This window comes from Corallococcus terminator, assembly GCF_049194865.1.
Taxonomy (GTDB): Bacteria; Myxococcota; Myxococcia; order Myxococcales; family Myxococcaceae; genus Myxococcus; species Myxococcus terminator_A.
The window spans coordinates 39741-65075 of sequence record NZ_JBLZWL010000003.1 but is presented as its reverse complement, the minus strand read 5'-3'; the positions used below and the strand labels follow the sequence as shown (position 1 = coordinate 65075).

At 68.9% G+C, this 25335-nt stretch carries 24 protein-coding genes; 13 read left to right on the top strand and 11 right to left on the bottom strand.

What is annotated here, in order from left to right; all coding sequences use genetic code 11:
* The first annotated feature begins 7 nt into the window (after positions 1 to 7).
* Positions 8 to 1072, top strand: coding sequence for a cysteine hydrolase family protein (locus ACN469_RS04345; RefSeq protein ID WP_498764414.1), 1065 nt, complete (start codon positions 8 to 10; stop codon positions 1070 to 1072).
* Between the two features lie 99 nt (positions 1073 to 1171).
* Positions 1172 to 1984 (top strand): hypothetical protein, encoded by an 813-nt coding sequence (locus ACN469_RS04340; protein ID WP_498764412.1) that lies wholly within the window; start codon positions 1172 to 1174, stop codon positions 1982 to 1984.
* A 4-nt stretch (positions 1985 to 1988) separates the two neighbouring features.
* Here ACN469_RS04340 and ACN469_RS04335 read toward each other — a convergent pair whose 3' ends face one another.
* The 3 genes from ACN469_RS04335 to ACN469_RS04325 all read right to left on the bottom strand — a co-directional run bounded on the left by ACN469_RS04335 (position 1989) and on the right by ACN469_RS04325 (position 8573).
* Positions 1989 to 2390, bottom strand: a complete 402-nt coding sequence (locus ACN469_RS04335; protein ID WP_498764410.1) for a hypothetical protein — start codon at positions 2388 to 2390, stop codon at positions 1989 to 1991.
* A gap of 68 nt (positions 2391 to 2458) precedes the next feature.
* Complete coding sequence (locus ACN469_RS04330; RefSeq protein WP_498764408.1) at positions 2459 to 5194, bottom strand: CARDB domain-containing protein; 2736 nt, start codon at positions 5192 to 5194, stop codon at positions 2459 to 2461.
* Positions 5195 to 5432: 238 nt separating this feature from the next.
* Positions 5433 to 8573, bottom strand: a complete 3141-nt coding sequence (locus tag ACN469_RS04325; RefSeq protein WP_498764406.1) for an RCC1 domain-containing protein — start codon at positions 8571 to 8573, stop codon at positions 5433 to 5435.
* A 413-nt stretch (positions 8574 to 8986) separates the two neighbouring features.
* On the opposite strand from ACN469_RS04325, the gene ACN469_RS04320 reads away from it, so the two are divergent.
* Positions 8987 to 10177 (top strand): glycosyltransferase, encoded by a 1191-nt coding sequence (locus ACN469_RS04320; protein WP_498764405.1) that lies wholly within the window; start codon positions 8987 to 8989, stop codon positions 10175 to 10177.
* Between the two features lie 10 nt (positions 10178 to 10187).
* On the opposite strand, the gene ACN469_RS04315 is transcribed toward ACN469_RS04320, so the two are convergent.
* On the bottom strand, positions 10188 to 11384 hold the full coding sequence (locus ACN469_RS04315) for a glycosyltransferase family 4 protein (RefSeq protein ID WP_498764403.1): 1197 nt from the start codon (positions 11382 to 11384) through the stop codon (positions 10188 to 10190).
* A gap of 113 nt (positions 11385 to 11497) precedes the next feature.
* Between ACN469_RS04315 and ACN469_RS04310 the strand changes: the two genes are divergently transcribed.
* From ACN469_RS04310 to ACN469_RS04295, 4 genes are read left to right on the top strand one after another with little or no spacing between them, the layout of a single operon-like run.
* Positions 11498 to 12427, top strand: a complete 930-nt coding sequence (locus tag ACN469_RS04310) for a hypothetical protein (protein WP_498764401.1) — start codon at positions 11498 to 11500, stop codon at positions 12425 to 12427.
* Entirely contained in the window at positions 12424 to 13077 is a 654-nt protein-coding gene (locus ACN469_RS04305; protein ID WP_498764400.1) for a hypothetical protein, read from the top strand. The genes ACN469_RS04310 and ACN469_RS04305 overlap by 4 nt, the downstream gene beginning before the upstream one ends.
* Complete coding sequence (locus tag ACN469_RS04300; RefSeq protein WP_498764398.1) at positions 13074 to 13451, top strand: hypothetical protein; 378 nt, start codon at positions 13074 to 13076, stop codon at positions 13449 to 13451. Before ACN469_RS04305 ends, ACN469_RS04300 begins: the two co-directional genes overlap by 4 nt.
* Positions 13451 to 14479, top strand: coding sequence for a hypothetical protein (locus tag ACN469_RS04295; RefSeq protein ID WP_498764396.1), 1029 nt, complete (start codon positions 13451 to 13453; stop codon positions 14477 to 14479). Before ACN469_RS04300 ends, ACN469_RS04295 begins: the two co-directional genes overlap by 1 nt.
* Here ACN469_RS04295 and ACN469_RS04290 read toward each other — a convergent pair.
* Positions 14469 to 14852 carry a serine/threonine protein kinase gene (locus ACN469_RS04290; RefSeq protein ID WP_253998940.1) on the bottom strand — a complete coding sequence of 128 codons (384 nt, stop codon included), beginning with the start codon at positions 14850 to 14852 and terminating at the stop codon, positions 14469 to 14471. The two genes, ACN469_RS04295 and ACN469_RS04290, sit on opposite strands and share 11 nt — an antisense overlap.
* Before the next feature lie 281 nt (positions 14853 to 15133).
* Here ACN469_RS04290 and ACN469_RS04285 point away from each other — a divergent pair, with 281 nt between their 5' ends.
* The 3 genes from ACN469_RS04285 to ACN469_RS04275 all read left to right on the top strand — a co-directional run bounded on the left by ACN469_RS04285 (position 15134) and on the right by ACN469_RS04275 (position 18363).
* Positions 15134 to 16618 carry a sensor histidine kinase gene (locus ACN469_RS04285; protein WP_498764394.1) on the top strand — a complete coding sequence of 495 codons (1485 nt, stop codon included), beginning with the start codon at positions 15134 to 15136 and terminating at the stop codon, positions 16616 to 16618.
* Positions 16619 to 16718: 100 nt separating this feature from the next.
* Positions 16719 to 17321, top strand: a complete 603-nt coding sequence (locus tag ACN469_RS04280; RefSeq protein ID WP_498764392.1) for a hypothetical protein — start codon at positions 16719 to 16721, stop codon at positions 17319 to 17321.
* Between the two features lie 52 nt (positions 17322 to 17373).
* The gene (locus ACN469_RS04275) at positions 17374 to 18363 is read left to right on the top strand and encodes a LysR family transcriptional regulator (RefSeq protein WP_498764390.1); all 990 of its coding nucleotides are present in this window, start codon (positions 17374 to 17376) and stop codon (positions 18361 to 18363) included.
* 55 nt (positions 18364 to 18418) lie between these two features.
* Here ACN469_RS04275 and ACN469_RS04270 read toward each other — a convergent pair whose 3' ends face one another.
* From ACN469_RS04270 to ACN469_RS04260, 3 genes are read right to left on the bottom strand one after another with little or no spacing between them, the layout of a single operon-like run.
* Entirely contained in the window at positions 18419 to 19360 is a 942-nt protein-coding gene (locus tag ACN469_RS04270) for a pirin family protein (RefSeq protein WP_498764388.1), read from the bottom strand.
* Positions 19361 to 19420: 60 nt separating this feature from the next.
* Entirely contained in the window at positions 19421 to 20350 is a 930-nt protein-coding gene (locus ACN469_RS04265; protein WP_498764386.1) for a LysR family transcriptional regulator, read from the bottom strand.
* Positions 20351 to 20402: 52 nt separating this feature from the next.
* Entirely contained in the window at positions 20403 to 20993 is a 591-nt protein-coding gene (locus ACN469_RS04260; RefSeq protein WP_498764384.1) for a TetR/AcrR family transcriptional regulator, read from the bottom strand.
* A 190-nt stretch (positions 20994 to 21183) separates the two neighbouring features.
* Between ACN469_RS04260 and ACN469_RS04255 the strand changes: the two genes are divergently transcribed.
* The 3 genes from ACN469_RS04255 to ACN469_RS04245 all read left to right on the top strand — a co-directional run bounded on the left by ACN469_RS04255 (position 21184) and on the right by ACN469_RS04245 (position 23804).
* The gene (locus tag ACN469_RS04255) at positions 21184 to 22194 is read left to right on the top strand and encodes an NAD(P)-dependent oxidoreductase (RefSeq protein ID WP_498764382.1); all 1011 of its coding nucleotides are present in this window, start codon (positions 21184 to 21186) and stop codon (positions 22192 to 22194) included.
* A gap of 34 nt (positions 22195 to 22228) precedes the next feature.
* Positions 22229 to 23242, top strand: a complete 1014-nt coding sequence (locus ACN469_RS04250) for an NAD(P)-dependent oxidoreductase (protein WP_498764380.1) — start codon at positions 22229 to 22231, stop codon at positions 23240 to 23242.
* A 136-nt stretch (positions 23243 to 23378) separates the two neighbouring features.
* Positions 23379 to 23804 carry an ATP-dependent helicase HrpB gene (locus ACN469_RS04245; RefSeq protein WP_498764378.1) on the top strand — a complete coding sequence of 142 codons (426 nt, stop codon included), beginning with the start codon at positions 23379 to 23381 and terminating at the stop codon, positions 23802 to 23804.
* Here the strand turns inward: ACN469_RS04245 and ACN469_RS04240 are convergent, their stop codons facing one another.
* From ACN469_RS04240 to ACN469_RS04230, 3 genes are all read right to left on the bottom strand, one after another.
* Positions 23805 to 24305 (bottom strand): MarR family winged helix-turn-helix transcriptional regulator, encoded by a 501-nt coding sequence (locus ACN469_RS04240; RefSeq protein ID WP_498764376.1) that lies wholly within the window; start codon positions 24303 to 24305, stop codon positions 23805 to 23807.
* Positions 24306 to 24362: 57 nt separating this feature from the next.
* Positions 24363 to 24746, bottom strand: a complete 384-nt coding sequence (locus ACN469_RS04235; protein WP_498764374.1) for a response regulator — start codon at positions 24744 to 24746, stop codon at positions 24363 to 24365.
* 75 nt (positions 24747 to 24821) lie between these two features.
* Positions 24822 to 25175 carry a helix-turn-helix domain-containing protein gene (locus tag ACN469_RS04230; RefSeq protein ID WP_498764372.1) on the bottom strand — a complete coding sequence of 118 codons (354 nt, stop codon included), beginning with the start codon at positions 25173 to 25175 and terminating at the stop codon, positions 24822 to 24824.
* Positions 25176 to 25335: the final 160 nt, after the last annotated feature.

Sequence of the window (25335 nt, the reverse complement as noted above, 5' to 3'; positions counted from 1 at the left end):
TAGCGCGATGAAGAAGCACCTGAAGGAACTTCCGATGCCTGGCTTCTACCGGGCGGACCACGCGGGGCAGTACAGCTATGGCCCGGACGCGGGGAGGCTCCAGTTGGAGGCGGGCGCGTGGCGGGGCGCGCACGGAGTCACCTCGGCGGCGGCGGATGGGTTCAACCTGCACCTGCTGCTCATCGATGTGCAGAAGGACTTCTGCTTCCCGGAGGGCTCGCTCTACGTCGCGGGGCGCAGCGGACGCGGCGCGGTGGACGACAGCCGCCGCATCGCCGAGTTCATCTACAAGAACCTGGGTGCGCTGACGAACGTCACGGCGACGCTGGACACCCACTTCGCGTACCAGATTTTCTTCCCGTCCTTCTGGGTGGACCAGGATGACAAGCCGCTCACGCCGTACCGCGAGGTGACGCGCGAACACATCGAACGCGGGCAGGCTCGGCCCAATCCCGCGATGGCGAAGTGGCTGTGCGGCGGCAACTACCCCTGGCTGCTCAAGCAGGTGAAGTACTACTGCGAGGAGTTGGAGCGCGCGGGGAAGTACACGCTGTACCTGTGGCCGCCGCACTGCCTCCTGGGAGGCGACGGACACGCGCTGGCCGGCGTGGTGCAAGAGGCGCGGCTGTTCCACTCGTACGCGCGCGGCATGCAGTCCTGGGCGGAGGTGAAGGGCGGCAACCCGTTGACCGAGAACTACTCCGTGCTGAGGCCGGAGGTGATGGGCCGGCATGACGGCCAGCCGCTGGCACAGCGCAATACCCAGTTCCTCAAGACACTGCTCACGGCGGACGCGGTGGTGATTGGCGGACAGGCCGCGAGCCACTGCGTGAAGAGCTCCATCGATGATTTGCTCGGAGAAATCGTCGCGCAGGACGCGGCGCTGGCTCGCAAGGTGTATCTGTTGACCGACTGCATGTCCGCGGTGACGGTGCCCGACGGCAAGGGCGGCTTCGCGGCGGACTTCACCCCGCAGGCGGACGCGGCGCTGAAGCGCTTCGCCGACGCGGGCATGCACCTGGTGAAGTCCACGGACCCGCTGATGAGCTGGCCGGACCTGCGCATCGGCTGAGCTGTCCCTTCGTCACGAATACGAAGACCCGACCTTGTTCCGAGGGGAGTGAGGCGGGCGGAGCCATGCCCTCGGACCGAGGGAGAAAGTGAGACAGACATGAGCAGCACGAGCAAGTCGACGTGGGGTCCCCAGACGGCGGTGACGAAGCTCTTCGAGGATGCACACGCGGAAGGGGTGCTGAGCCCCGCGGGGTTGCAGGCGCTGTCGGTGGTGGACCTGGGTGCGCAAATCCAGGCGGGGCTCGGCGTGCGCGTGGAGGACGTGCAGGCCAGCGAGGTGGTGCTGGTGACGGTGATGCCGGACGACTCGGGGAGCATCTCCTCGGGCGGGCACACGAAGACGGTGTGCGACGGGCACAACCTGGTGCTCGACTCGCTGCTGGCGAGCAAGCAGAAGGACGGCGTCCTCTTCCACACCCGCTACCTGAATGGCCACGTGCTCAATCCCTACCGGCCGCTGGAGGACGTGGTGCGGATGCACTCGAAGAACTACAGCGCGGACCAGGGCACACCGCTGTACGACCAGGCGGTGGTGCTGCTGGGCACGGTGCTGGCGAAGTCGCAGGAGTTCAGCGGGAACGGCGTGCCGGTGCGCACGGTGACGCTGCTGATTACCGACGGCGCGGACATGCACTCCAGTCGCGCTCGGGCCAAGGACGTGGCGGCGGTGGTGAACGACTTGCGCCGCGCGGAGAACCACATCGTCGCGGCGATGGGCATCGACGACGGGAGCACGGACTTCCGGCGCGTGTTCCTGGAGATGGGCATCGAGGACAAATGGATTCTGACGCCGGGCCAGACAGCGCAGGAGATTCGCGCCGCCTTCCAGGTGTTCAGCCAGTCCGCGGTGCGCGTGAGCCAGGGGGCCGCCAGCTTCAGCCGCACGGCCCTGGGTGGCTTCGGACGGTGAGGCGCTACGCGTCCTCGTCGTCAATGTCGCTGAAGACGAACTGCGGCGTGTCTGACAGGGCTTCGACCACGGTGATGCCCGGCCCAGCATCCATGAATCCTACCGCGTTCGTGTCGAGGTAGATTTCAATGTACCGGGCGTGCTCCAGGTACTCGACGAGCTTCCAGCGGATGCCGCTTGGGGGAAGCATGTCTCCCTCGCGGTAGCAGGGGACCTCGAAGGAGACGGGGGTGGAGAGCTGTGCCGGGTTGCCTCGGAATATCCGGGCGATGCGTCCTTCCACCACGGCCTCGCCCGGGGTGAAGGGCGGTAGCTTGACGCGGTCTACCTCGAGCTGGACGTGCAGCTTCGCATGCAGGGCGTGGCTGGCATCGCGACGGGCATATGCATCAGGAGAGAGGGCCATGTCCAAAGCCTACCCTGACGAGGCCCGGAGAGGGATTCCTCCCCGGGCCCGCTGTCGTCTTGCGTCGCTCAGTGCACGCGGGCGGGCGGCAGGTTGGACGGCACCAGGCCCACGGACTTGAGGCCCGCCGTCGGCGCGCACACCAGCGCCTTCAAGTCATCGGCGCGCCGGGTGAGGTCGTCGAACGGGCGCACCGACTTCGTCATCGGGTCCGTCACCGTGGTGCCTCGCAGGTAGGGCGACAGCGCCGCCGTCGCGCCTCGTGAGCGGGGTGCCACATGGACGAACTCCGTCTGAGTTTCACCCGCGTGGCAGCCGCTGCACGTGTTGAGCGAGAACTTGTGGCGCACCTCGTTCGACACGCTCGGCGCGCGCCAGAACATGTCCAGCGGCACCAGCGAGTGGGCCGCCAGGAACGGGAAGCCCCCAAAGGTGTCGGGCACCACGTGCCGCTCGGCGAGCACGTCCGCGCTGTTCTGCGTCAGGTAGGTGGCCAGCAGCTGCGTGTTCTCGAAGTGCATCGCGGGCGTCAGCTTCATCGTCGTCGGCATCAGGCCCAGCGGCGAGAGGTTGAACTCGCGCATCTCCCACGGCTCCGCGAGCTCGATTTCATTGGTGCGAATCTGGTTCAGCGCGCTGCCCTCGTGCCGACCCGTCATCACCCCCGCCTTCGAGAAGCGGTCCGTGAGCGCCTGGAGCTTCGCGTTGTAGCCCGCGTTTCCAACCTTCACCGCGCCCAGCTCATGCCAGTCGGTGGCCCACCGCTGGATGGACGCCGGCGTGTTCCCGGGCAGGGCGTACTCCAGGATGACGGTGAACTCGAGCGGCACACCGCTCGGGTCCACCACGCCGTAGATGAAGCGCCCCTCTCCGGCCTGGACACCCTGCTCGCGCAGGTCGATGCGGTTGACGATGGCCAGCAGCCGGAACGGCGCCGAGTTGAAGTCCAGCGGCGCCGACGGCCCACCACTGCGCGCCTCCCACGGCCCCAGCACGCGCGTCTGCATCTCCGGACGCGGTGGAATCTCCAGCCCGTTCACGTTCTGCTTCGCCAGCCACGTCTTCAGCCACGCACGCACCAGCGGCGACGGGTCCTGTCCACCGGCCAGCTCGCGCATCACCGTGCCGAAGTGCCACGCCCCACCGGGCGCCGTGCGCACCGGGTCCTCGACGACGGACAGGGCCGTAATCATCAGCTCGCTCGGCTTGTCGATGGTGCACTGGTTGGTGGGCTGGCACACCGTGCGCGACTCGCAGCCGTTGGACGCCTTGCCGTCGCAGTCGTAGTAGCCCGGCGCGCAGGTGGTGCCGCACGTGGCCGCCACGCAGACGCCGTCCGCATAGGGGCCGTCCTGGCAGGTGTTGCCGCAGGTGCCGCAGTGGTTGGGGTTCGCCGTCAGGTCCACCTCGCAGCCGTTGGAGGAGCGGCCGTCACAGTCCGCGGTGCCCGGCGGGCAGCGCAGCTCGTAGGCCGGGCCTTCCGCGCAGGTGGACACGTTGCCCGAGGCGTCCTTCGCCGCGAGGAACACGCGGTGGCTGCCCCCGGCGCTGAAGGGCGCGGTCGCGGTGAAGCGTCCCTCCGCGTCCGCTTGCACCGTGCGCGCCGGGGTTCCCGTGCACGCGGCGTCGATGAAGATGGCCACGGTGGAGTGGGGCTCGGCGGTGCCCGTGACGACGAGCTGACGTCCGCTGTTGAGGTACTGCCACTTCACGTCCGTGACGCGGGGCGGGGCCGGCGGGGTGCCGTCGTTCTCGTACTCGAGCGGGTTGGAGCAGGGAGAGGGCGTGGAGTAGCCGCCCGAGTCCTTGGCTCGCGCGGACACCGTCACCTTCTCGTTCTTGGCCACGTTCACCCGGGCGGAGAAGTTGCCGGCGGCGTCCGTGGTCAGCGTCTGCTCCGCGGTGCCCTGGCAGGTGGCGTTCTTGAAGAGCTCCACGGTGACACGCGGCTCCGCGCGGCCGTTGAAGGTGGGCTGGAGGCTTCCACCGGGTGAACTCGGGTTGGTGTTGAGCATCACCGGGGCGAGCCGCGGCGTGCCGTCGCCATAGGGGTAGTCCGCGGAGGGGCTGCAGGGAGAGCCGTTGCCGACGTCGTCATACGCTCGCGCGGAGTAGGTGGCTCCGGGCGTCGTCGGGACGTCGATGGGGACCTCGCAGTAGTTGTTGGAGCCCGCCACGGTGCTCGCGACTTCTCGTCCGGAGCAGCCGTGGCCCTGGTACACGCGCACCGTGGCGCCTGCCTCGGTGTGGAGGGTGAGGCTGCGGGGCCTCCCGATTCCGGCCTCCGTCCAGGCGGGCGCGGGCGTCTCGGGGGGCGTGCGGTCCACGCGGATGGCGTTGCCGAGACGGACGTTGTTGTCCTCGCGGGACTCGGTGGCGACGCCGTCCGGGTCCACCCTCGCGCTCAGGAAGTAGCTGCCCTCGGGCGCGGACCGCGCGCTCACCCACGCGGAGACTTCCCGACATTCGCCGGAGCGGAGGGAGAAGCGGGTGCTGGTGGCCAGATGGATTTCGTTCGTGCCAGGGGAGGCGGTGGCGGTGAGGAAGAAGGCGGCCTCTGTGGGGCCGGCGCTGTCGCCCTCGTTGCAGAGGCGGGCCTGGACATATTGCTCCGCCACGCCGAGGGCGGAGGGGCCGGAGACGAACTCCACCTGGAAGTCGGGGCCGCCGGGCTGGGTGGGGTTGTCCGGCCAGGGCTGGGTAGGGTCCTCGTCCCAGTCGTCCCAGTCGGGACCCTGGGGCTCCACGATGCAGCCCGCAAGTGTTCCCGCGAGCGCGATTGCCCACCAACGACGCGCGTGCATGTGTGACGTGCCTCCGGGGGAGCCTGGGGGTCCGGCCGTACTAAGGGGATGGCTCCACCGTGCCCCTGGACGGGGGGCGGCGGGGTTTATTCACGGAAGGCGCCAGGAAGGGCTCGAAAGAGCCCCTCCTGACGTCGGGGCATGTAGCCCCTACCTTTGAGGCTCCCTCACTTTGGAGTGCGCTCCTGGGGAACTTGGAGGTGGGCGCAGAAGGGGGGCCGATGCCGTGTTGGCGCCACTACAGCCACTCGCAGGCATGTTGTGAGATGACTGGGCAGTTCGGGTTCGGCGGATACGGCTCCGGAGGGATGTAGCAATAGTCCTCGGTCACGGGGGAGCAATCATTGTCGACTCCGTCGTTGCAGACCTCATAGCCCGCTGGACTGATGTACGTGCTGCCGTCGTGGCAGTCGCTGGCGTCTGACACGTAGCCGGATGGCTGCCCGCAAGCCTGCGTTGACAAGTTCGCGTTCCCGTAGCCATCGCCATCCGCGTCCCTGTACCAGGTCGGCATCACGCCTTCATCCACGGAGCCGTTGCAGTTGTTGTCCGTACCGTCGCAGACCTCGCTGGCATTGGGGCGGATGCTGGCGTTGTCGTCATGGCAGTCGCTGGTGTTCGCTACATAGCCGGAAGGCTGCGCGCAGGCCTGTGTGGACAGGGACAGGTTTCCGCTCCCGTAGCCGTCGCCATCCGCGTCCCTGAACCACGTATACGTCACGCCTTCGTCCACCGTGCCGTTGCAGTTGTTGTCCACGCTGTCGCAAGTCTCCGATGCACCCGGTCGGATGCTGTAGCTACCGTCATTGCAGTCGCTGGTGTTCGTCACATACCCGGAGGGCTGCGAGCAGGCCTGCGTGGTCGAAGAAGCGTTGCCATAGCCATCGCCGTCCGCATCCCGGTACCAGGTCGACGTCACGCCCTCGTCCACAGAACCGTTGCAGTTGTTGTCCACGCTGTCGCAGGTCTCCGAGGCGCCAGGACGAATGCTCGCGTTGCCGTCATGGCAGTCAGAGGCGTTCGCCACGTAGCCGGTCTGCTGACGGCAGGAGACCGTCGAGTTGCTTGCGCTGCCGTAGCCGTCGCCGTCCGCATCCCGGTACCAGGTCTGCGTGGCGAGCCCCTCATCGGCCGCACCGCTGCAGTTGTTGTCCAGGCCGTCGCAGACCTCGGTGGCTCCCGGGCGGATGGCCGCGCTGCCGTCATTGCAGTCCGTCGCGTTCGCCACGTAGCCCGCTGGTGCGGAGCAAGCCTGAGTCGGCGTGCTCGCCACTCCGTAGCCGTCGCCATCGGCGTCCCGATACCACGTCGACGTCATGCCCTCGTCCGTCAGGGTATCGCAGTCGTTGTCCGCTCCGTCACAGACCTCCGCTGCTCCGGGCTTGATGGACGCGCTGCCGTCGTTGCAATCCCCCGACACGGACACGTAGCCCGCGGGCTGCCGGCAATTCCGCACCGTGTCGGTCGCGATGCCGAAGCCGTCACCGTCCGTGTCGCGGTACCACGTGTGCTGCGTCAACCCTTCGTCCGCCTGCCCGTCGCAGTTATTGTCCATGCCGTCGCACAGCTCTGGCGCAATCGGGTTGAACGTGGCCCGCGTGTCGTCGCAGTCCCCCGCGTTGGGCGCGTGGTCCACCGGACGTGCACAGGCCTGCACCGACTGCGACGTCACGCCGTAGTTGTCGTGGTCCATGTCCAGGTACCACGCGGTAAACGTCAGGCCGTCGTCCGACTGCCCGTTGCAGTCGTTGTCCCGAGTGTCACAGACCTCCGCCGTCGGACCCTGCTTCTGCACGCAGTCGAGGACGCCATGGGTGCAGTACTTCACGCCCTCGCCGCACACGCCCGTGCCTCCCGTCTCGCACGCCACGAGTCCGCCCGGGTTCCCATCATCCACCTCACCGTCACAGTCGTTGTCCAGGTTGTCGCACTGCTCGGCCGAAGCGGACTGGTTCTGCGCGCACACCACGCTGCCGCTGGTGCACGCCGTGGTGCCCATCGCGCAGACTCCCAACAGCCCCGTGCCGCACTCCGTGCCACCGCCCGGGTTCCCCTCGTCGGCCACGCCGTCACAGCTGTCGTCCATCCCGTTGCACTGCTCCGGCGCACCCGGGAACGTGGTCGACGTGAAGTCGTCACAGTCGACGTCCTCCACATAGCCATCCGGCGCGGTACACGACTCCAGGGCGATGTACTCGTCCCCAAATCCGTCCATGTCCCCGTCGAAATAGAACGTGTTGAGAATCAGGCTCGCCACCGGCGATGTCGTGGCCGACGTGGTCGTCGCACCCGTGCCAAGCTGCCCCTGACCGTTGTTGCCCCACGCCCACACCGGGCAGTCCGGACGCACCGCCAACGCATGGTGGTAGCCCGCCGCGATGGCCGTCGCGTCCGTCATTCCCACCACGTCCACGGGGACCACACTATTCCCTCCCGCCACGCCATGGCCCAACTGGCCCGAGGCGTTGAGTCCCCACGTCTTCACGAACCCGTTGCCCATGATGACCATCGAGAACGAGTGGCCCGCGCTCACGTGCGTCGCCGCGAACAGCCCGTTGACCGCGGTCGGCGTCAGCACCGGCGTGGCCCCCGGCGTTCCGCTGCCCACCTGTCCTGACGAGTTCTGTCCCCACGCCCATACGTTGCCGAACTGCTCGTCAATCGCGAGTGAATGGCCCGAGCCCGCCGCGATGGCCTTCGCCCGAGGCAAGTTGGCCAGCAGCGTCGGCACCAGGACGGAGGCCGTTGCGCTCCCGGTGCCCACCTGTCCGAAGTCGTTCTTTCCCCAAGCCCACACGTTGCCGTCCGCGTCCAACGCGAGCACGTGGTTGTGGCCCGCCGCGATGGCTCGAATGGTCGGCAGGCTGTTCACCTGACGCGGCGTGGGCTCCGCGCTGGTCGCCGTCCCCGTGCCCACCTGTCCGGACACATTCTGTCCCCAGGCCCAGAGGCGGCCGTCTTGCCCTAGCGCCAGCGAGAGGTTCCCGTTCGCCGCGATGGCGCTGATGCTGGAGAGCGTCGCCACTCGGGTGGGCAGAAGCACCGTGCCCCCCGCCGTGCCGAGGCCCACCTGCCCGAAGTCGTTCTTGCCCCACGCCCAGACCTGTCCGCTCGTGTCGAGCGCGAGCGAGTGTGTCTGGCCCGCCGCCGTGGCCTTGATGGACGACAGCCCGATGGCCTTCGTCGGACTGGTCACCGGCGTGCTGTTCGTGCTCCCCGTGCCGAGCTGGCCGGACAGGTTCTGTCCCCAGCCCCAGACCTCGCCATTCTTCTGCACGAACAGCGAGTGGTAGGCACCCGCCGCCACCGCCCGGTCCACCTTCACCGGTGACGACAGCTTTTGGCGGGTCGTGGTCGGCTCCGACCCATTGTCAGACATGGATGCGGGGTCACCGCATGACATCACGACCAGAAGCAGGGGAACCACGTATCGAGCGAAAGGACTTTCAGGCCGTTGCGGGCATTGCCTTCTCAAGAGGTGCTCCTGTTGCGCTCCAGGACCCGGCCTCTCGGGCGAGGAGCAAGGGGGACGGACCTCCCGTGGGGGCGTGGGGCTGGGTCGACACCCACGGCACGGTGAAATGGGTCCAAGTCAAACCAGGGGGAGGTTTGAGCGCGATCGAGCTGCCACACGGGGGTGAGGGCTTTTGAATGGTGTGGTTGATTTGTTGCGGGTGTCCAACGAAATCGTCTGGCTTTGCGCGTCGTGGGGAGGTGTTTGTCCAATGATGAGAGCAGGCTCGGTGAGATTCCCGTCGGATGGGTCGCCCCGAGCCGGGTAGATTCGGTCCCATGGCTGGCTCACCTCGTGTCCTCCTCCTCGCTGAACGCTTCCCGCCCGATATCGGAGGGCTTGCTCGCAGTGGCGCCCGCACCGCTGGCGCACTGGCTCGACTGGGGGCTCGGGTGGACGTGCTCGCGTGGACGCGCACCGCGGCTCCTGGCGCGCTGAGCACCCTGGATGACGCGGGCGAGGTGACGCCGTTTGCTCGCGGAGTCACGTTGCATCGGCTGGGGCTGTTCGGAAGCAGCGACCTGTCGATGCAACACACGCTGGATGTGCTCGACTACCTGCACTCGAAGCGGCGCTATGACCTGGTGTGGGGACACTACCTGTCGCCACCGGGGTTCCTCGCCGTCGTGTTCGCCGCCTCGGTGGGGATTGCGTCCACGGTGAGTGCTCGGGGCAATGACGTGGACCAGCACATGTTCCCTCCCGGGGATTTCGCTCGGCTCCTGTGGACGCTCCAGCGCGCGGATGTGCTCACCGCTGCTTCCGCCGACCTGGGACGGAAGATGGGGTTGTTGCTCGGGAAGGATGCTCGGGTGGAGGTCATCCCCAACGCCGTCGACACCGAGGTGTTCTCACCCGGGCTCGCCGACCCGGTGCTGCGCGAACGGCTCGGCATCGCCCCGGGCGAGGTGGTGCTCGGGTTCTCGGGGGAGCTGCGTCACAAGAAGGGACTGCCGTTCCTGCTCTCCGCGCTGTCGGAGGTGCGACGGGCTCGGCCCGCGTGTCTGCTCGTCATCGGGGAGGTGCGTCCTCGTGACGCGGAGCACCTCGTTGCCTACCGCGCCGAGCATCCCGAGGATGGTGCTCGCATCATCGTCTCTGGTGCGCTCGAGACACCCGAGGCCATCGCCGCGCACCTGCGCCTGTGCGACGTGTATCTCCAGCCGTCACTCTGGGAAGGGATGCCGAACGCGCTGCTGGAGGCGATGTCGTGTGCTTGTCCCGTCATCGCCAGTGACGCCGGTGGCATCCCCGAGGCCGTCGACCATCAGCGCAACGGCTTCCTCGTGTCGAAGGCTCTGTTGAACCATCTGGGACAGGCGTGTCTCGACGTGTTGTCGCTGTCGTCGGAGCACCGGGCGGCGATTGGCGCCGCCGCGCGCAGGCGCATCCTGGAGAGATTCCAATCCGACGCCGAGGCGGAGGTGCTGCGCCGCGTGCTGGCTCGCGCGGTGCCCAGGGTGGGCTGAACTCAGGTGCTCAGCGCCGCTTCAACCCGAGCTGCTCCTCGTACGCCACGACCAGCGCCTCACGCGCTCTGGCCCAGGTGAAGTCGCGCTCCACACGGGCTCGGGCTCTCGCACTGAGCGCGGGCCCCAATCCGGGATTCGCTCGCAGGTCCTTCACCGCCTCCGCGATGGCCTTCGGCGAACCAGGTCTCACCAGCAACACCTCATCAGGCCCCGCGAGCGTCCGCACCACCGGCAGGTTCGACGCGATGACCGGTGTGCCCGAAGCCATCGCCTCCAACAGCTTCAGCGGACAGCAGCCCTGCACGCAGTTGCGGTCATTCACCGGCAACGGCACCAGCACCGCGTCGCATTCGTGATGCAGCGCCGCCAGCGCATCCTGCGGCATCGCCTCGCGCAGCTCCACCGCTCCCTCCAAAAGCAGATCTCCACACCGCTCCAGCATCGCCCTCCGCTGGTGTTTGCGCAGCGGCCCCACCAGCGTCAGCACCGCGGGCATCTCCGCTCGCAGCAGCCGCAGCGCATCGATGGCGTGATGCACTCCCTGCCACGACGTCATCGTCCCGCTGTAGAGCAGCCGCACCGGCCGCCCCGGCTCCAGCGCGCGCGGCGGCGCGTGACGAAACACCTCCAGCTCCACGCCGTTCGGAATCACCTGCACGCGTGACGCCTCCGCGCCCCGCTTCACCAGGTACTCCGCCGTCACCTCGCTGGGCGTCACCAGCAGGTCCGCGCTCGCGATGCACGCGTCCTCCTGCGCCACCAGCTTGAGCATCAACTCCGCGTCCTCAGCCACGTCCGGGTGGTGATACTTCAGCTCGATGGACGGCAGCCCGTTCACCTCGAACACCAGCGCGTCCGTCAGCGCTTCCTTCCTCCGAGCCACCGGATAGCCCTCGAAGATGGAGCGCACGTGGACCACCTGGGCCCGAGGTCGGTTGCTCCACCACGCCGACAGGTGCGTGCGGAACGACAACGCCTGTGCCACCAGGTCTCGCCCCCGCGCGTCCAGCGGGTGATACGTCACTCCCTCCACGAGTGGATGCGGGGCCGCGCTCGCGGTGGGGCCGTCTCGGAGCGCCAGCAGGTCCACATCCCCGAAGGCCGCTCCCAGGGCCTCGACGAAGGCCCGGATGTGCACGGCGGCTCCCTTGGGAGCGGGAAAGCGGTCGAAAGAGGCGTAGATGATGCCGGACGCGGAGGCCACGCCCGCGTGGTATCGCGGCCCGCCCGGCTCGGCAAACGGGGACGTTTGCCCCGCCCCTCGCCGACCCATACACTCCGCGCTCGTTCCGTGGCTCCGAGGGGGAGCTCTCCGCCTTGACCTTCGACATCGACCGCTTCCGTGTGGAGAAGCGCTACAGCAACACCGCGCCCGTCTCCGAGCTGATGGGAGACCTGGGCGTCCTCGCGGGCTTCGACGTGGAGATGGACGTCCTCAAGCGCCGGTGGCAGCGACGGGCCTTCATCGTGGGCGGCTCGGGTGTGGGCCTGTTCGTCCTGTCGAACCTCATCAACAACCTCCTCGACTCCGAGCACGCCCCCACGTTGATGAGCGGCTTGCTGCTCGGGGGCATCGGCCTGCTCATCGTCATGGTCGTCCTCCTGTTCAAGGCCTCCCGATACGGCCGGAACGACCTGGAGGACCGTCGCTACGAGCTGCCCGACCTGTTGCTGCGACGGCTGGGCCGCGACATCGCTCCCGAGGAGCCCGTGTCGCTGGAGCTGGACTTCCATCCCATCGACCACAAGACCAAGTGGACGTGTCAGGGCATGGCGGGCACGTGGACGACGAATGAGTTCGAGGACCCGTGGCTGTCGCTCCAGGTCCGCCTGCGCGACGGCACGCACCTTCGCCTGTCGATGACCGAGTGGCTCCAGAAGCGCTCGCGCACCCGCCGCAATCCCCGGGGCAAGTACAAGACAAAGCGCAAGCAGAAGAGCGGCACGTACCTCCAGGCCCAGCTTCGCGTGAAGCCGGAGCGCCACCCTGGCCTCTCCCGACTGCGGAACGCGGCCCACGAGGCGGTGAAGCTCCCTCCGACGGTCGCGCTCACCAGGCTGGACGTGTCCGACGACCGGCTCGGCCTGCGCGCCCGGATGGACTCCGACTGGGAGGCCGCTGAGCACGTCGAGTCTCCCGGCCGGGATGCGACGCGCACCTGTCTCATGATGCTGCTGAGCCTCTACCAGGTGCTCAACTTCTCCACCTCCCAGCGCAAGCAACTCCCCGCGAGGGCCTCCCGATGATGTTCCGCGCGCTCCTGCTGAGCCTCCTCGTCACCGCCGCCTGCTCGCGTCCTTCAGGCTCCGAGGCCCCGTCCTCCCAGACGCAGTCCGCCACCGCGAGCGACGAGGTCCCCCTCCCGGGCAAGCTCAAGTTCAAGGACGCCGACGACCGCGAGCGCTTCTCCCTCAAGCCCAAGGACGACGGCGCCAAGCTGGTGGACGGCGAGGACCGCGAGCTGGCCCGCTTCAAGTGGAAGGGCACCGCCCTCAAGGTGTCCGGCCCGGATGACTCGGCGCTGGGCTACATCGTCGGCTCCGCGGGCGGCGCGCTCACCGTGCGAGATGGCGAGCAGCGGCAGGTGCTCTACACCCTCGCGCGACAGGGCGCCGGCTGGCGGCTCACCGACGCGAAGGGCGCGCTGCTCTACACCGTGTCGTCGGACGACGAGGGCGCACGCATCCAGGATGCCTCCGGTACCGAGGTCGCCCGGGTGAAGGTGCGCGAGGGCAAGGTGTCCCTGCGTGAGCCCGGCGGCAAGACGCTGCTCGCCACCAAGTCGCTGGTGCGCGCGGACGCGGTGGCCTGCCTCGCCTTCGAGAAGCTGGACCTGCCCTTCCGCGTGGCGCTGCTCCATCAACTCCAGACCCCGCCGTCCGAGTCCGCGCCATGAGTCCTTTCTCCACCGACGGCTGCGAGGTGAGCACGGGCTTCCTGTTCTCCCATGCGTGCGGCCTGCCCGCGGGTGCCCTGTGCCCGCGTTGCGGCAAGCGCGTCTGTGACGCGCACCTCTCGTCGAACCAGGAGGGAGCGCTCGTCTGCACGAGCTGCGCGGCCGCGGGTGACGACGGCTCGGAGGACGACGGCTCGACGCACGAGGACTCGGACGACGCGAGCTCCTACTACGAGGACTACGGCTACTACGGCTCGGGCTCCTCGTGGTCTCGTGGTTCCTCGAAGGATCCGCATGACTTCACCGAGGCCGACGGCGAGAGCCTGCGGCACGAGCAAGATGCCTCCTTCGAGGAGGACCTGGGCGGAAGCTGATGGGCGCGCGCTGGCTCATCTACGCGTTGGGCGGAGGCATGGGTCACTTCACCCGTGCTTGTGGACTCGCGCGCGTGGCGGCTCGACGGGGACACCGCGTCACCGTCGTGACGAACAGCGTGTTCGCACCGGACGTCCCGCTGGAGGACGTACTGGGCGATGGAGCCCACGTTCACCGGCTCAACCCGGACCTGGCCAAGCCCGCGGTGCGCGAAGCGGTGGAGTGCCTGCTCGATGGCGTGCGTCCCGAGGTCCTCGTGGTGGACACCTTCCCTCGCGGACTCGCGGGGGAGCTGGCGCCGCTGTTGCCCGGGCTGCGCATGGGCAAGGTGCTGGTGCACCGGGACTTGAATCCCACGTACGTGGAGCGCTTCAACGTCGCGGCGGCGGTGGAGGACTTCGACCTGCTGCTCGTCCCGGGTGAGGACGCGCCCTTCTCTCATCACCCTCGCGCCGTGCGCACCGCGCCCTGGCTCCTCCTGGAGCGCGACGAGTGGATGGGCCGCGCACAGGCGAGGCAGAAGCTCGGCGTGGACCCGGAGGATGCCCGGCCGCTGGTGGCTGTGATGGGCAGCGGCAACGCGGAGGAGGTGGCGGAGGCGGGCGCCATCGCCACGCGGCTCCAGGAGCGGCTCGGGGTGTCGGCGCCAGTGCGGTGGCTGGCGCCTCCCGGGCCCTGGTTCCCCGCCAGGTCCGGTGCGCGCGCGCGCAACATGCTCCAGCCCGTGCGCGTGTGGCCCGCGCTCGCGGTGATGCCGGGGGTGGACATCCTGGTGGGCGCGGGCGGGTACAACACCGTGCAGGAGGCGCGCGTGACGGGCACTCCGCTGGTGGCCCTGGCGCGGGCCCGACGCTACGACAGGCAGGCGGTGCGGCTGCGTCCAGAGGAGCTGGCGCGCACCGAGGCGGAGCTGATGGAGCGAGTCGCCGCGCTGGTGGGCCCTCGCGTCGCGCGCTCGCCGGAGACGTACTCCGGGGGCGCCAGGGACGCGGTGGCGCTCATCGAGCGCACCGTGCTCAGTGCTTGAGGTCCTTGTGGCCGGGCGCCGGGTCGATGCCGTGCGCCATGATGAAGTGGTAGACGACCTGCGGGTCTTCCTTCGGCCCGCTCATCAGCTCCACCAGGAAGTGGCCCTGCGTACCCGAGTCCGGGTCCGGCGCCACATTCACCTCCGTCACCTCGCGGCCCGCAATCACCAGCTCGCCCACGAGCACCTTGCCCTTGAGGACCTGGATGATGTGCTGACGGTCCTCCTCCAAGAGCAGCCAGTGGAAGTCGTCGTGGTCGTACAGCATCGCGTCGACGGAGCCGCACCGGAGGATGCACTGGGTGTGTTCCTGGAGCCAGCGCCAGAAACCATCGAACTTCAGGGTACGTACCGGCTGGGGGAGCATGTCCATGGTGGCCTCGCGCGCAGCCAGGGGAGCTCACGCTCGCCCGCCACGTCCGACCTTCCCTAGCACGATTGCCCTCTGCCGGTGCTGATGCCGTGCGGGGAACCCCCCACCACGCCCGGTTGCTGTCCACTCGGCGAATCCCCATCGTCCAGTCCTTGTTCCTCCAGTCATGAAGGGGGCTTCCCATCCACATCCGCCCCCGGCTTCAGCGAGGTCGCCGCCGTGAGATTCCCCGCCCAGCGCCAGGTCCTTCGTGGAGCCCTTCCGCCGCGCTCGGAGGCGACATGAGTCTGCGCGCCTGGCTCGCCGCCATCATGGGTGGCCTCGCCCTGCTGACGCTCGTGGCCGCCACCGCGCTCATCGTCCTGACGAACGCGCAGAATCACTCGGCGAACACGCTCGGCAACTCCGTGGAGGGACTCCATCTGGCGGAGGAGCTGGAAATCGACCTGCTCATCCACTTCCGGCTCAGCGGCGTGACGGGGCCGGTGGAGACGCCGTCGGGGTTCATCCGGGGCAGGACGACCGAGAGCATCGAGGCCTCGTTCCCCCGGTTGCTGGACGGGCTCAATCGCAGTGCCTTCGGGCCCGCCGAGCTCGCGCTCATCCAGGAGGTGAACCAGCATTTCACCGAGTATGTCACCGCCCAGCGCGAGGCCGCCCGGCTGCCCCTGCGACAGCGCACCCAGCGGGTCATCCCCGCGCTGGATGACGCGCTGGACTCCTTGGAGCGGCTGGTCCAGTTCAACGTCGAGGAGGCCCGGATGGCACGGGAGTCCTCGGCGGACCTCAACCGGATGGGCAACGCCGTGGGGCTGGTGCTGTGCGGCCTGCTGCTGGTGAGCCTGGTGACGGGGACGTTCCTGTTGCGCCGCGTCGCCTGGCAGCCCCTGCGCGATATCAGTCAGGCCATGCGCCGCTTCGGCGGGGGTCGCAAGCGCACCCGCGCTCCGGTGGCGGGGCCCACGGAGCTGCGTGACATGGCGCGCACCTTCAACGAGATGGCCAACAGCCTCACGCACCAGCAGGAGCAGCAGCTGGCCTTCCTCGCGGGCGTGGCGCATGAGCTGCGCAACCCGCTGTCCGCGCTGAAGCTGTCCACCGCGCTCACCGAGCGCAGCCGCGCGCAGCTCACGCCGGAGCGCATGCAGCGCACGCTGGCGCTGGTGGGACGGCAGGTGGAGCGGTTGGACCGGATGGTGGGTGACTTGCTCGACTCCACCCGGATTGAAGCGGGCAAGCTGGAGCTGCGGCCGGAGGTGCGCGACTCGCGCGAGCTGGCGCGGAACGTGGTGGAGCTGTACCGCTCCAGCGACAGTGGACACGTGTTGCAGCTCGACGTGCCGGAGACGCCCCTGCTGGTGCGCGGGGACCCGGACCGGCTGGAGCAGGTGATGGCCAACCTGGTCAGCAACGCGCTGAAGTACTCGCCGTCCGGCAGTCGCGTGGAGGTGGGGGTGCGCCGCGAGGCGGACGACGTGCTCCTGTTCGTGAAGGACCAGGGCGTGGGCATCACCGAGGACGAGAAGAGCATGCTGTTCGCCCCCTTCCAGCGGCTGGGGGATGCCCGGAGCAAGCGCGCGCCGGGCGTGGGGTTGGGGTTGTCCGTCGCGCGGCGCATCGTCGAGGCCCATGGCGGGCACATCGAGGTGGAGAGCACTCCCGGCGCGGGCTCGACGTTCCGCGTCCGGCTGGCCATCGCCAACTCGGGGGGCGCCGTGGAGTCTCGGGACGAGGGGACTCCGGTGCCTCCGGACGCCCTGCACTAGACGCAAAGCGTTGCGTCTCGTGCTTCCGTCGGAGAGTCTGGGTGCGCCAGGGAGGCGTCGGACGTACCTTCCGGGCTCCATGACAGGAGTCGCCTGGAACATGAAGATTTCGCGCCGAGTCGCGCCGCTCGCCATCCTGCTGTCCGTGGGGGGACTGGGGGCGTGTGCCTCCCGCCAGCCGGCGCCCGAGGCCCAGGCCGCGAAGCCTGCCTCCGCCCCCTCCTCTGTCGTCCAGTCCACGGAAGGTGGCTTCTCCGTCGCGCTGCCCGGGCCGGTGAGCGAGGAGCGCCGCTCCCAGGTGACAGATGTGGGCGAGGTGACACTCCACACGTTCATCGCCGTCCGTCCGGAGTCGGACACGGCGTACTACGTCTCGTACACGGACTTCCCCCCGGCGGCGGTGTCGCAGGCGAAGCCGAGCGACGTCGTCTCCCGCGCCAGCCTGGGCGCGCTGGAGGCCCTGGGTGCCACGGGCGTCTCCTCGAAGCCGCTGACGCTGGAGGGCTTCCCGGGCTGGGAGGTGGAGGGCGTCTCCGGGCCGCGCCGGCTGCGAGGCCGCTTCTACCTGGTGGGCCCCCGGCTCTATCAGCAGCTCCTCTTGCACCCGGAGGGCAAGCCGCCCCAGGACGCGGAGGGCTTCTTCGAGTCGTTCCGCCTGGACCCCCAGGTGGCGGCCATGCTCTCGGGCGCGCAGCGCTCCTGAGCGCGGCGGGCCGGTGTTCCGGTGAGGGCGGGTGCGGTATGCCAGCCCCGCCATGAATCTCTCGGCCATCGACCTCAACCTGTTCCTCGTGCTGCACGCGGTGCTGGAGACGGGGAGCGCCACGGGCGCGGCGCGGCAGCTCCATGTCACGCAGTCGGCGGTGAGCAACGCGCTGGCGCGGCTTCGGGAGTTGTTGGGAGACCCGCTGCTGGTGCGGCAGGGGAAGGGGCTGGTGCCCACGCCTCGCTGCGAGGAGCTGAGGCCGCTGCTCGTCAACGCGGTGTCGCAGCTCCAGGTGGCCGTGGATGGTCAGCGCTTCCAGCCGGAGGAGAGCACGCGCCGCTTCACGCTGGCCTGCGGTGACAACCAGGACGTCTGCGACGTGCCCCGAGTCGTGGAGGCCTTCGCGCGCCGCATGCCGCGGGCGCAGCTGCGCGTGGTGAGCATCGACTTCCTCGTCGCGTCGGATGGAATGGCGACGGGTGAGGTGGACGTCGCGCTGGGGCCCCGGCTGGTGGCCACACGGGAGGGCTTCTGCGTGGAGGACCTCTACCTGGAAGAGGTGGCCTTCGTCGTCCGAAAGGACCACCCGCTCATCCACGGGACGGTGCTGACGCGGGAGGCGTTCAACGCCTGCAAGCACATCGACATCGTCATCACCCAGGGCCGTCCTGGTGTGGGGCGCTCCATGTTCGAGCGGTTCCGCAAGGACAACGGCCTGGAGTACAGCTCGGCGCTCGCCGTCTCCCACTTCATCGCCGCGGGCATGGCCGCGACGCGCACGGACTACATCGCGGGCATGCCGGGACGCACGGCGGAGGTCCTCTGCGCCATGCTTCCGCTGAAGCGGTTGCAGTTCGTGCCCGCTCCCGCGCCCATGACGATGTCGCTCATGTGGCACACCCGTACGGACGCGGACCCCGGCTCGCGCTACTTCCGGCAGTTGCTGTTCGAGGTGCTGAAGGACATGCCGCCGACTCGCGCGGAGTCGCGCGCGAAGGCCCCAACGTCGGGCCCCGCGCGCCGCTCCCGGAGCCGCTGACACCCGCTGGACCCGGTGGTCCAGAGGGCGTCAGCGTGTTTTTCGTCCCGCTCCGTCACGAGGTGGCGACGGGGGCGTCCTCGGGGACTTCGCCGAAGCCGCCGGACTCGAAGTCGTGAATGGCCTGCAGCACTTCGCGCTGGCTGTTCATGACGAACGGGCCCAGGTGGACGATGGGCTCGCGGAGGGGCTCACCCGCGAGGATGATGAAGTGCGTGTCCGCTTCGGCACGCAGGGACAGGAGCTCGCCGTCGTTGGCGAAGAGGGCGAGCTCCCCCTCGGTGGCCGTCTCACCACCGGACGACACGCGGCCGGAGGCGATGAGGACGATGGTGTTGTGGTGCTTCGGCAGCGGAACCTGGAGGTCCGTCCCCGCGCGCAGCCGCACGTCGAGCAGGGAGATGGGCGTGAAGGTCTTCGCCGGGCCCCGGGTGTCGTTGAAGGCACCCGCGATGACTCGCACCGTGCCGCCTTCGACGGGGACGGTGGGAATCTGGGTCGCGGTGATGGGCTGGTAGCCCGGCGCGGCCCGCTTGTGAGCGCGAGGCAGGTTCACCCAGATTTGAAGCATCTCGAAGACGCCACCGCGTCGGGAGAAGGCATGCTCATGGTACTCCTCGTGGAGGATGCCGGACGCCGCCGTCATCCATTGCACGTCGCCCGGGCCGATGACGCCCGAGTGGCCCGCGTTGTCTCGATGCGCGACGTTCCCTTCGAACGCGAGCGTGACCGTTTCAAAGCCGCGATGCGGATGCCAGCCGACGCCCCGCTGACCCTTCGCGAGGGGCGGGTAGTGATGCGGCGGATGGTGGTCCAAGAGAAGGAAGGGGCTGACGCGCTCCTGGGACACGCCTCCGCTGGGGACGAGCGTCTTGACGCGGAAGCCGTCACCGACCCAGTGGAAGGGCCCGCCGCCGTGGACGCTCTCGAGCGTCCGCGCACGGGGAAGCGCGTGGGGAACGATGGGGGGATTGAGTGTCTGGGTCGTGGTGCTCATGACACAGAACGTAAGGGCCAGAGCGGGTGTGTAAATCGCTCCCGCGCATGATGCTTATCATCACGTCGTGTGATGGTCCGCGAGCGCGAGCTGGCAGAGTGAGGTGAGCCGGTTCGAGGCCCACGTCGCCACCGGGCCCAGCGGCGTGCCCTTGCGGCGCACCAGGGCGAGGGGCCGTTGGGGCGGAGGCCCGCCCTCGTAGGCGGCGAGCCGCAGACGCACCAGCCTCCCCGCCGCCAGGTCTTCGCTCACCAGGTGCTCGGGCTCATGGCCCCAGCCGAGTCCACCGAGGATGAGGGCATGTTTCGTCATCAGGTCCGCCACGCGCCAGCTCTTCGCCGAGAAGACGCCGCGGTCCGCCGTGCCTGTCTTCCCGGAGGGCAGGCGCTCACTGAGGATGAGCTGCGTGGTGGTGGCGAGGTGCTCGTCGGTGATGACGCCCTTCACCGCCGCCAGAGGGTGTGACGGCGCGGCGACGGGGAGCATGCGCAGGAGGGCGATGGGGCGCTGCTCCAGGCCGGTGAGGTCCAGGTCCGCGCCGGCGATTCCGAGCGTGGCCTTGAGCTCGCGCAGGCGCTCCGTCACGGCGGAGAGCAGCTCCACCTCCAGCGTCAGCTCCACCTCCGGGTGCGCCTGCGCCAGCTCCTTCACGAAGGACAGCAGCGCGGGCGTGGGGAACATGGCGTCGACGACGAGCGCGAGCTTGGTCTCCTCGCCGCTCTTGAGGCGGCCGACCACGGTCTGGAACGTCGAGAGGTCGTCATGCAGGCGCTGCGCGGCGGCGACCACGGCCTCACCCTTCATCGTCAGGCGGGGGACGCGACTGCTGCGGTCGAAGAGGCGCAGGCCCAGCTGCTTCTCCAGCCGCTGCATGGCCTGACTGACGGCGGGTTGTCCCTGGCCCAGGCGCCGGGCCGCCGCGGAGAAGCTGCCTTCCTCGGCCACCGCGCGGAGCGTCCGGAGCTGGTCGATGGTGACGCTGTCGAGCACCGCGTGACTGCATCACATCGACGCGGGCGTTGCACGCGTGGCGGGCCGGGCCCTACTTGCGCGCCGACAGCCAGGAGACGATGAGCGAGCTCAGCGTCGTTGCGGCGGTGCTCTCCGAGATGGCGCCCCGGAGCATGTCGCGTGAGATGGCCTCCGCCGCGCCGATGATGCCCACGCAGCGCAGGCGCAGGGTCTCCTTCGGCAGCTCGCAGTAGGGCGCGAGCGCGTCCCGGTAGAGGTCCACGTAGCGGTCCAGAATCGTTTGATAGAAGGTTTCCATCTGCCCGTCGCCCTTGAGCGCGGCGGAGATGGCGTGCTGCTCGGGACCGATGGTCAGGTAGCAGTGCATGTACGAGCCGCTCATCACCTTGGCGACGTCCTCCAGCTTGCGTCGCGTGCGCTGGAGCGCCTCCTCGAACTCAGCGAGCTGCGCGGCGTCGATGCGCTCATACAGCGCCATCAGCAGCCCGGCGCGTGACTGGAAGTGCTCGTAGGGGATGGGCTTGCTGACGCCCGCGCGCTCGGCCAGGTGGGCGAGCGTCAGCGCGTCCGTGCCTTCCTCCCTCACCACCGCCATCGCCACGTCGAGCAACTGCTCGCGTCGCTGGGCCTTGGGAAGCTTCTTGGGGGCGGGTTCACTCATGGGACGTCGCGGCGGCACCCTTGGGGCTTAGCCGCCTCGACGCGGACGCGCAACCTGACCCCTCGTCGTCGAAATCGTGGCGAACCTACTTTTAGTAACTTACTTTAAGTAGGGTCAACGCAGCGCCATTTCCCGCCGGCCCTCCGGCACCCTCAACCACTGCCTCTCGGGGCAGGGGAGCGCACCCGTCATGTCTTCGAACCCTCGGAAACCCGTCCTCATCATTGGTGGCTCGGGCGTCGTCGGCGCCCTGGCCGCCAAGGCCCTGCGTCGGCTGCAACCGGACCTGCCGCTCACGATTGGCGGCCGGGACTTGTCCCGCGCCCAGGCGGTGGCCCGCGAGGTCGGCCTCGCCGACGCGGCGACGGTGGACCTGTCGCGGCCTGATTTGGGCCAGCCCTCGAGCCGCGCCTACAGCGCCGTCGTCCTGTTCGTGAAGGACGACACGCTGAACTCGCTGCGGTACGCGCAGGCGCACGGGCTGCCGTACCTGGGCATCTCCACGAGCTTGTTCGAGGTCGCTCCCGAGGTCGCCCTCCACATGCACCAGCCCACGCGCTCGCCCATCCTCCTGGGAAGCACCTGGCTGGTGGGTGCCGCCACGCTGCCCGTGCTCCAGTTCGCCCGGGAGTTCCGGGCGCTGGAGTCCATCGCCATCGGCGCCGTGCTCGACGAGCAGGACGTGGGCGGGGCCGCCGCGTACGCGGACCTGGAGCGGCAGTCGAAGGCCACGCCCAACAACCTCATCCTGGAGAATGGACAGTGGCGCTGGGTGGGAGGCGACGCGGCGCTGCGCACCTTCCGCGACGGAGGAGGGCAGGACGTCCAGGGGCAGGCGTACTCGATGATGGACCCCGCGAGCCTCGCCGCCGCGACGCAGGCGAAGTCCATCCGCTTCGATGTCGCCGTCGGCACCTCCGCGCCGCGCCGCCGTGGCGAGCCCTTCTCCACCGAAATCATCTTCGAGCTCGAAGGCACGCTGCACGACGGCACCCGGACGCTCGTGCGTCACGAGTTGATGCACCCGGAGGGACAGGCTCCGATGACGGCGGTGGGCGTGGCCGTGGGCGTCGAGCGGTTGCTCGGCCTCGCGGGAGGCGCGCCCGTCGCACCGGGGCTCTACCTCCCCCATGTCCTCATCGAGCCGGAGTACCTGCTGCGCCGACTCCAGGAGTCCGGCACCCGGCTTCGTCGCGCATGACGTCCCCTCATCATCTCCCCACAGGAGTCCCCACATGAATGCATCGAACCTGAAGCCCGTCCTCGTCATCGGTGGCTCCGGCGTCGTCGGACGCCGCGCCGTGAAGGCCCTGCGCGAGCTGCACCCGGAGCTGGCCCTCCGAATCGGAGGACGTGATGTGAAAAAGGCCGCGGCGCTCGCGCGGGAGCTGGGCCACGCGGAGGCCGTGCGCATCGACCTGGAGCGCGAGGACCTGGGGCTGCCACCGGACGCCGCCTTCAGCGCCATGGTGGTGCTGCTCAAGGACGACTCCCTGCGCTCGATGAAGTACGCGCAGGGAAAGGGCATGCCGTACGTCTCCTTCTCCGACTTCGTCTTCGACATCGGCCCGGAGGTCGCCCTCCACATCCAACAGCCCACGGCGGCGCCCGTGCTCTTCCTGGGACACTTCCTGGGCGGCACCGTGGCCCTGGCCACCCTCCAGTTCGCGCGCGAGCTGAAGAAGGTCCACGCCATCCAGATTGGCGCCGTCTTCGACGAGGAGGACGTGGGAGGTCCGGCCGCCAACGGGGACATGGAGCGCCTGACGAAGGGCGTGCCCAGCCCGCTGATTCGCAAGGACGGGAAGTTCCTCTGGGCCACCGAGGAGGAGGACGTGACGCGGACCTTCCAGGGCGCGGATGGCACGCAGTGGAAAGGCCGCGCCTATCCCCTGCTGGACGTGGCCACGCTCGCGGCGGTGACGGACGCGAGCACGGTGCGGCTCGACTTCGCGATGCGGGCCGCGTCCAGCCGGAAGCCCGGCGAGGGACCAGGCCATGAGGTCGTCATCGAGCTGACCGGTGAGCTGCCGGACGGGACGATGACGCACGTCCGTCACACGCTCGTTGATGGGGATGTTCACTCGGAGCTGAGCGGACGGGGCGTTGCGCTCGCGGTGGAGCGCCTGGTGGGGCTCGTGGGCGGCGCGCCCGTCGGGCCCGGACTTTATTCGCCCGAGGGAGTGTTAGACTCGGCCCACGTCATCGAGCGCCTGAAGGCGTGGGGTACACGGATTCAGCGTGCGTGACGTGGGGGGATGACCCGCGCTCCAGCGTGGGGCGACTCCGGAGGATGGGCTCGTGCGCCGTGCCAGGAGGCTGTCAGCCCTGGCGCGGATACTCGCGATTGGCGCCTTGCTCCGCACCCTGAGGGGACCTCATCCCATGACGAGCCCGCTGTCCGCCGCACCCATGTCACTTCCGCTGCACTCCGCGCCGCCTCCCACGCGTGTCGCGGCCGAGAAGTTCGAGGCCTCCCGGTTCGATGGCGTCCTCGCGGACAAGGCAAGTCACGTCCCGAGCCCGAGTGCTCCGCAGGAGGTCGCCTCCGTCGGAGTGGTGCCCCCGGTGGCGAGGATGGACGGGACGGTGCTCAACGGCATCTCCCGCTTCGTCCAGGAGCTGGAGCAGGGCCAGCGCGTGCTGGACCACATCATCCGGTCCGCGTCCTCCGGCTCGCGCTACTCCAACGCGGAGCTGCTGTCGCTCCAGGCGTCCATGTACCGCTACGCGCAGGTGTTGGACCTGGTGAGCCGAATCGTCGAGAAGGGCACCAACGGGCTGAAGGACGTCCTCAAGACGCAGGTGTAGCTACCCCGACTTGCGGCGCTTGCTCGCGGGCGGGAGAGGGGGCTCCTCTTCCAGCCGCGCGCTCAACGCCTCGCGGATGGCGAGGACGCGGGCCTTCACGTCCCGCAGCTCCTCCAGGGAGGTCCCCGACGCCTCCAGGATGGACACGGGCACGCACTCCGCCTTCGAGCGCAGCGCGCGGCCCGTGGTCGTCAGCCGGATGCGCACCTGGCGCTCGTCCAGCACGTCCCGCTCGCGCTTGACGAGCCCCGCCGCCTCCAGCCGCTTGAGCAGCGGCGTCAGCGTCCCCGAGTCCAACAGCAACCGCTCCCCCAGCGCCTTCACCGTGACGTCGTCCTCCTCCCACAGCACCATCATCGCCAGGTACTGGGGATAGGTGAGGCCCAGCTTCTCCAGCAGCGGCCGGTACGTCCGGTTGAGCAGGTGCACCGTCGAATAGAGGGTGAAGCACAGCTGCTCGTCGAGGTGGAGCGCGTCGACACGCTTCTTGGGCTGGGGCATGGCGGTTCCTCCCCACAACATGCGGCCCAGGTCCATTGTGCGCAATGGAATCGTGCTTCAGGGCTTTCCGGGCGGGCGCGAGTGGCGCAGCCAGTGGGGCACGTGCTCCAGGAGGGCGTGCCCGTCGAAGGGCTTGAGCAGGGTGTCGAGCACGGCCGGATGGTGCACCTGGCGGGACGTCAGGGCCACCACGGTCAGCCCGACCCATGCGGGGTGGCGGGTGATGCGCTCCAGGAAGGCCCGTCCATCCATGCGAGGCATCTCCATGTCCAGCAGCACCAGCGCGGGCCGCCCGTGCACCTCCAGCCAGGTGAGCGCCTCCAGTCCGTCCTTCGCGACGGCGCTGCGATAGCCGGCGCTCGTGAGGACGTCGACAACGGAGGCACGCAGGTCCGCGTCATCCTCCACGACGAGAAGGGTTCCTTCGGAGGCACCTGGCATGAGAGGTCTCCCGTAGGACAGCGTGGCTGCGAGGTACAGGGAACATCTGCCGGTTCGCACCGGCAGAAGAGGTCCTCAGGTTTCCTCGAACATGGCCTGGAGCACCCTCCAGGCGAGCTTCACCTCATGGCCAGAGAGGCCGGAAAGGAAGTCGCAGATCTCCGCCACTTCTTCGGTGCGTCCCTGCTCGAAGCCGTTGAAGAGCGTCTTGAGCGACACGTCCAGGCCTGTCGTCAGCTTGCCGAGCGTATCCAGGGACGGCGAAAACGCTCCGCGTTCGATGCGGCGGATGGCGTCCACCGAGAGGTCGCACCGCTCCGCGAGCGCCTCCTGGGTGAGCGCGCGGTTGTTACGAAGCTCGCGTACATGACCGCCGAATTTGCGATGGAACCTCGTCCAGGTCGCTACCTTGTTCTTCGCATTCTCCATATTGGGTGACGACTAATCTGGGGATGCCGCGTCCCAAGTGAAGTGAAGGTGTTGACGGGTGGACCCTGGATTTCGCATGTCCGCCCAGTCGGAGGCCCTGGGTGTCGCAGGGTTGCGGGAAACCAGGAGGCAAGGTGCGAGCGTGTCTCCGCCCGGCGCT

What these genes read in the sequence shown, in the direction of transcription:
- ACN469_RS04345 (WP_498764414.1), top strand. Translation starts at nt 8, where the DNA reads ATGAAGAAGCACCTGAAGGAACTTCCGATGCCTGGCTTCTACCGGGCG.
- ACN469_RS04340 (WP_498764412.1), top strand. Translation starts at nt 1,172, where the DNA reads ATGAGCAGCACGAGCAAGTCGACGTGGGGTCCCCAGACGGCGGTGACG.
- ACN469_RS04335 (WP_498764410.1), bottom strand. Translation starts at nt 2,390, where the DNA reads ATGGCCCTCTCTCCTGATGCATATGCCCGTCGCGATGCCAGCCACGCC.
- ACN469_RS04330 (WP_498764408.1), bottom strand. Translation starts at nt 5,194, where the DNA reads ATGCACGCGCGTCGTTGGTGGGCAATCGCGCTCGCGGGAACACTTGCG.
- ACN469_RS04325 (WP_498764406.1), bottom strand. Translation starts at nt 8,573, where the DNA reads ATGTCTGACAATGGGTCGGAGCCGACCACGACCCGCCAAAAGCTGTCG.
- ACN469_RS04320 (WP_498764405.1), top strand. Translation starts at nt 8,987, where the DNA reads ATGGCTGGCTCACCTCGTGTCCTCCTCCTCGCTGAACGCTTCCCGCCC.
- ACN469_RS04305 (WP_498764400.1), top strand. Translation starts at nt 12,424, where the DNA reads ATGATGTTCCGCGCGCTCCTGCTGAGCCTCCTCGTCACCGCCGCCTGC.
- ACN469_RS04300 (WP_498764398.1), top strand. Translation starts at nt 13,074, where the DNA reads ATGAGTCCTTTCTCCACCGACGGCTGCGAGGTGAGCACGGGCTTCCTG.
- ACN469_RS04295 (WP_498764396.1), top strand. Translation starts at nt 13,451, where the DNA reads ATGGGCGCGCGCTGGCTCATCTACGCGTTGGGCGGAGGCATGGGTCAC.
- ACN469_RS04290 (WP_253998940.1), bottom strand. Translation starts at nt 14,852, where the DNA reads ATGGACATGCTCCCCCAGCCGGTACGTACCCTGAAGTTCGATGGTTTC.
- ACN469_RS04285 (WP_498764394.1), top strand. Translation starts at nt 15,134, where the DNA reads ATGAGTCTGCGCGCCTGGCTCGCCGCCATCATGGGTGGCCTCGCCCTG.
- ACN469_RS04280 (WP_498764392.1), top strand. Translation starts at nt 16,719, where the DNA reads ATGAAGATTTCGCGCCGAGTCGCGCCGCTCGCCATCCTGCTGTCCGTG.
- ACN469_RS04275 (WP_498764390.1), top strand. Translation starts at nt 17,374, where the DNA reads ATGAATCTCTCGGCCATCGACCTCAACCTGTTCCTCGTGCTGCACGCG.
- ACN469_RS04270 (WP_498764388.1), bottom strand. Translation starts at nt 19,360, where the DNA reads ATGAGCACCACGACCCAGACACTCAATCCCCCCATCGTTCCCCACGCG.
- ACN469_RS04260 (WP_498764384.1), bottom strand. Translation starts at nt 20,993, where the DNA reads ATGAGTGAACCCGCCCCCAAGAAGCTTCCCAAGGCCCAGCGACGCGAG.
- ACN469_RS04255 (WP_498764382.1), top strand. Translation starts at nt 21,184, where the DNA reads ATGTCTTCGAACCCTCGGAAACCCGTCCTCATCATTGGTGGCTCGGGC.
- ACN469_RS04250 (WP_498764380.1), top strand. Translation starts at nt 22,229, where the DNA reads ATGAATGCATCGAACCTGAAGCCCGTCCTCGTCATCGGTGGCTCCGGC.
- ACN469_RS04245 (WP_498764378.1), top strand. Translation starts at nt 23,379, where the DNA reads ATGACGAGCCCGCTGTCCGCCGCACCCATGTCACTTCCGCTGCACTCC.
- ACN469_RS04240 (WP_498764376.1), bottom strand. Translation starts at nt 24,305, where the DNA reads ATGCCCCAGCCCAAGAAGCGTGTCGACGCGCTCCACCTCGACGAGCAG.
- ACN469_RS04235 (WP_498764374.1), bottom strand. Translation starts at nt 24,746, where the DNA reads ATGCCAGGTGCCTCCGAAGGAACCCTTCTCGTCGTGGAGGATGACGCG.
- ACN469_RS04230 (WP_498764372.1), bottom strand. Translation starts at nt 25,175, where the DNA reads ATGGAGAATGCGAAGAACAAGGTAGCGACCTGGACGAGGTTCCATCGC.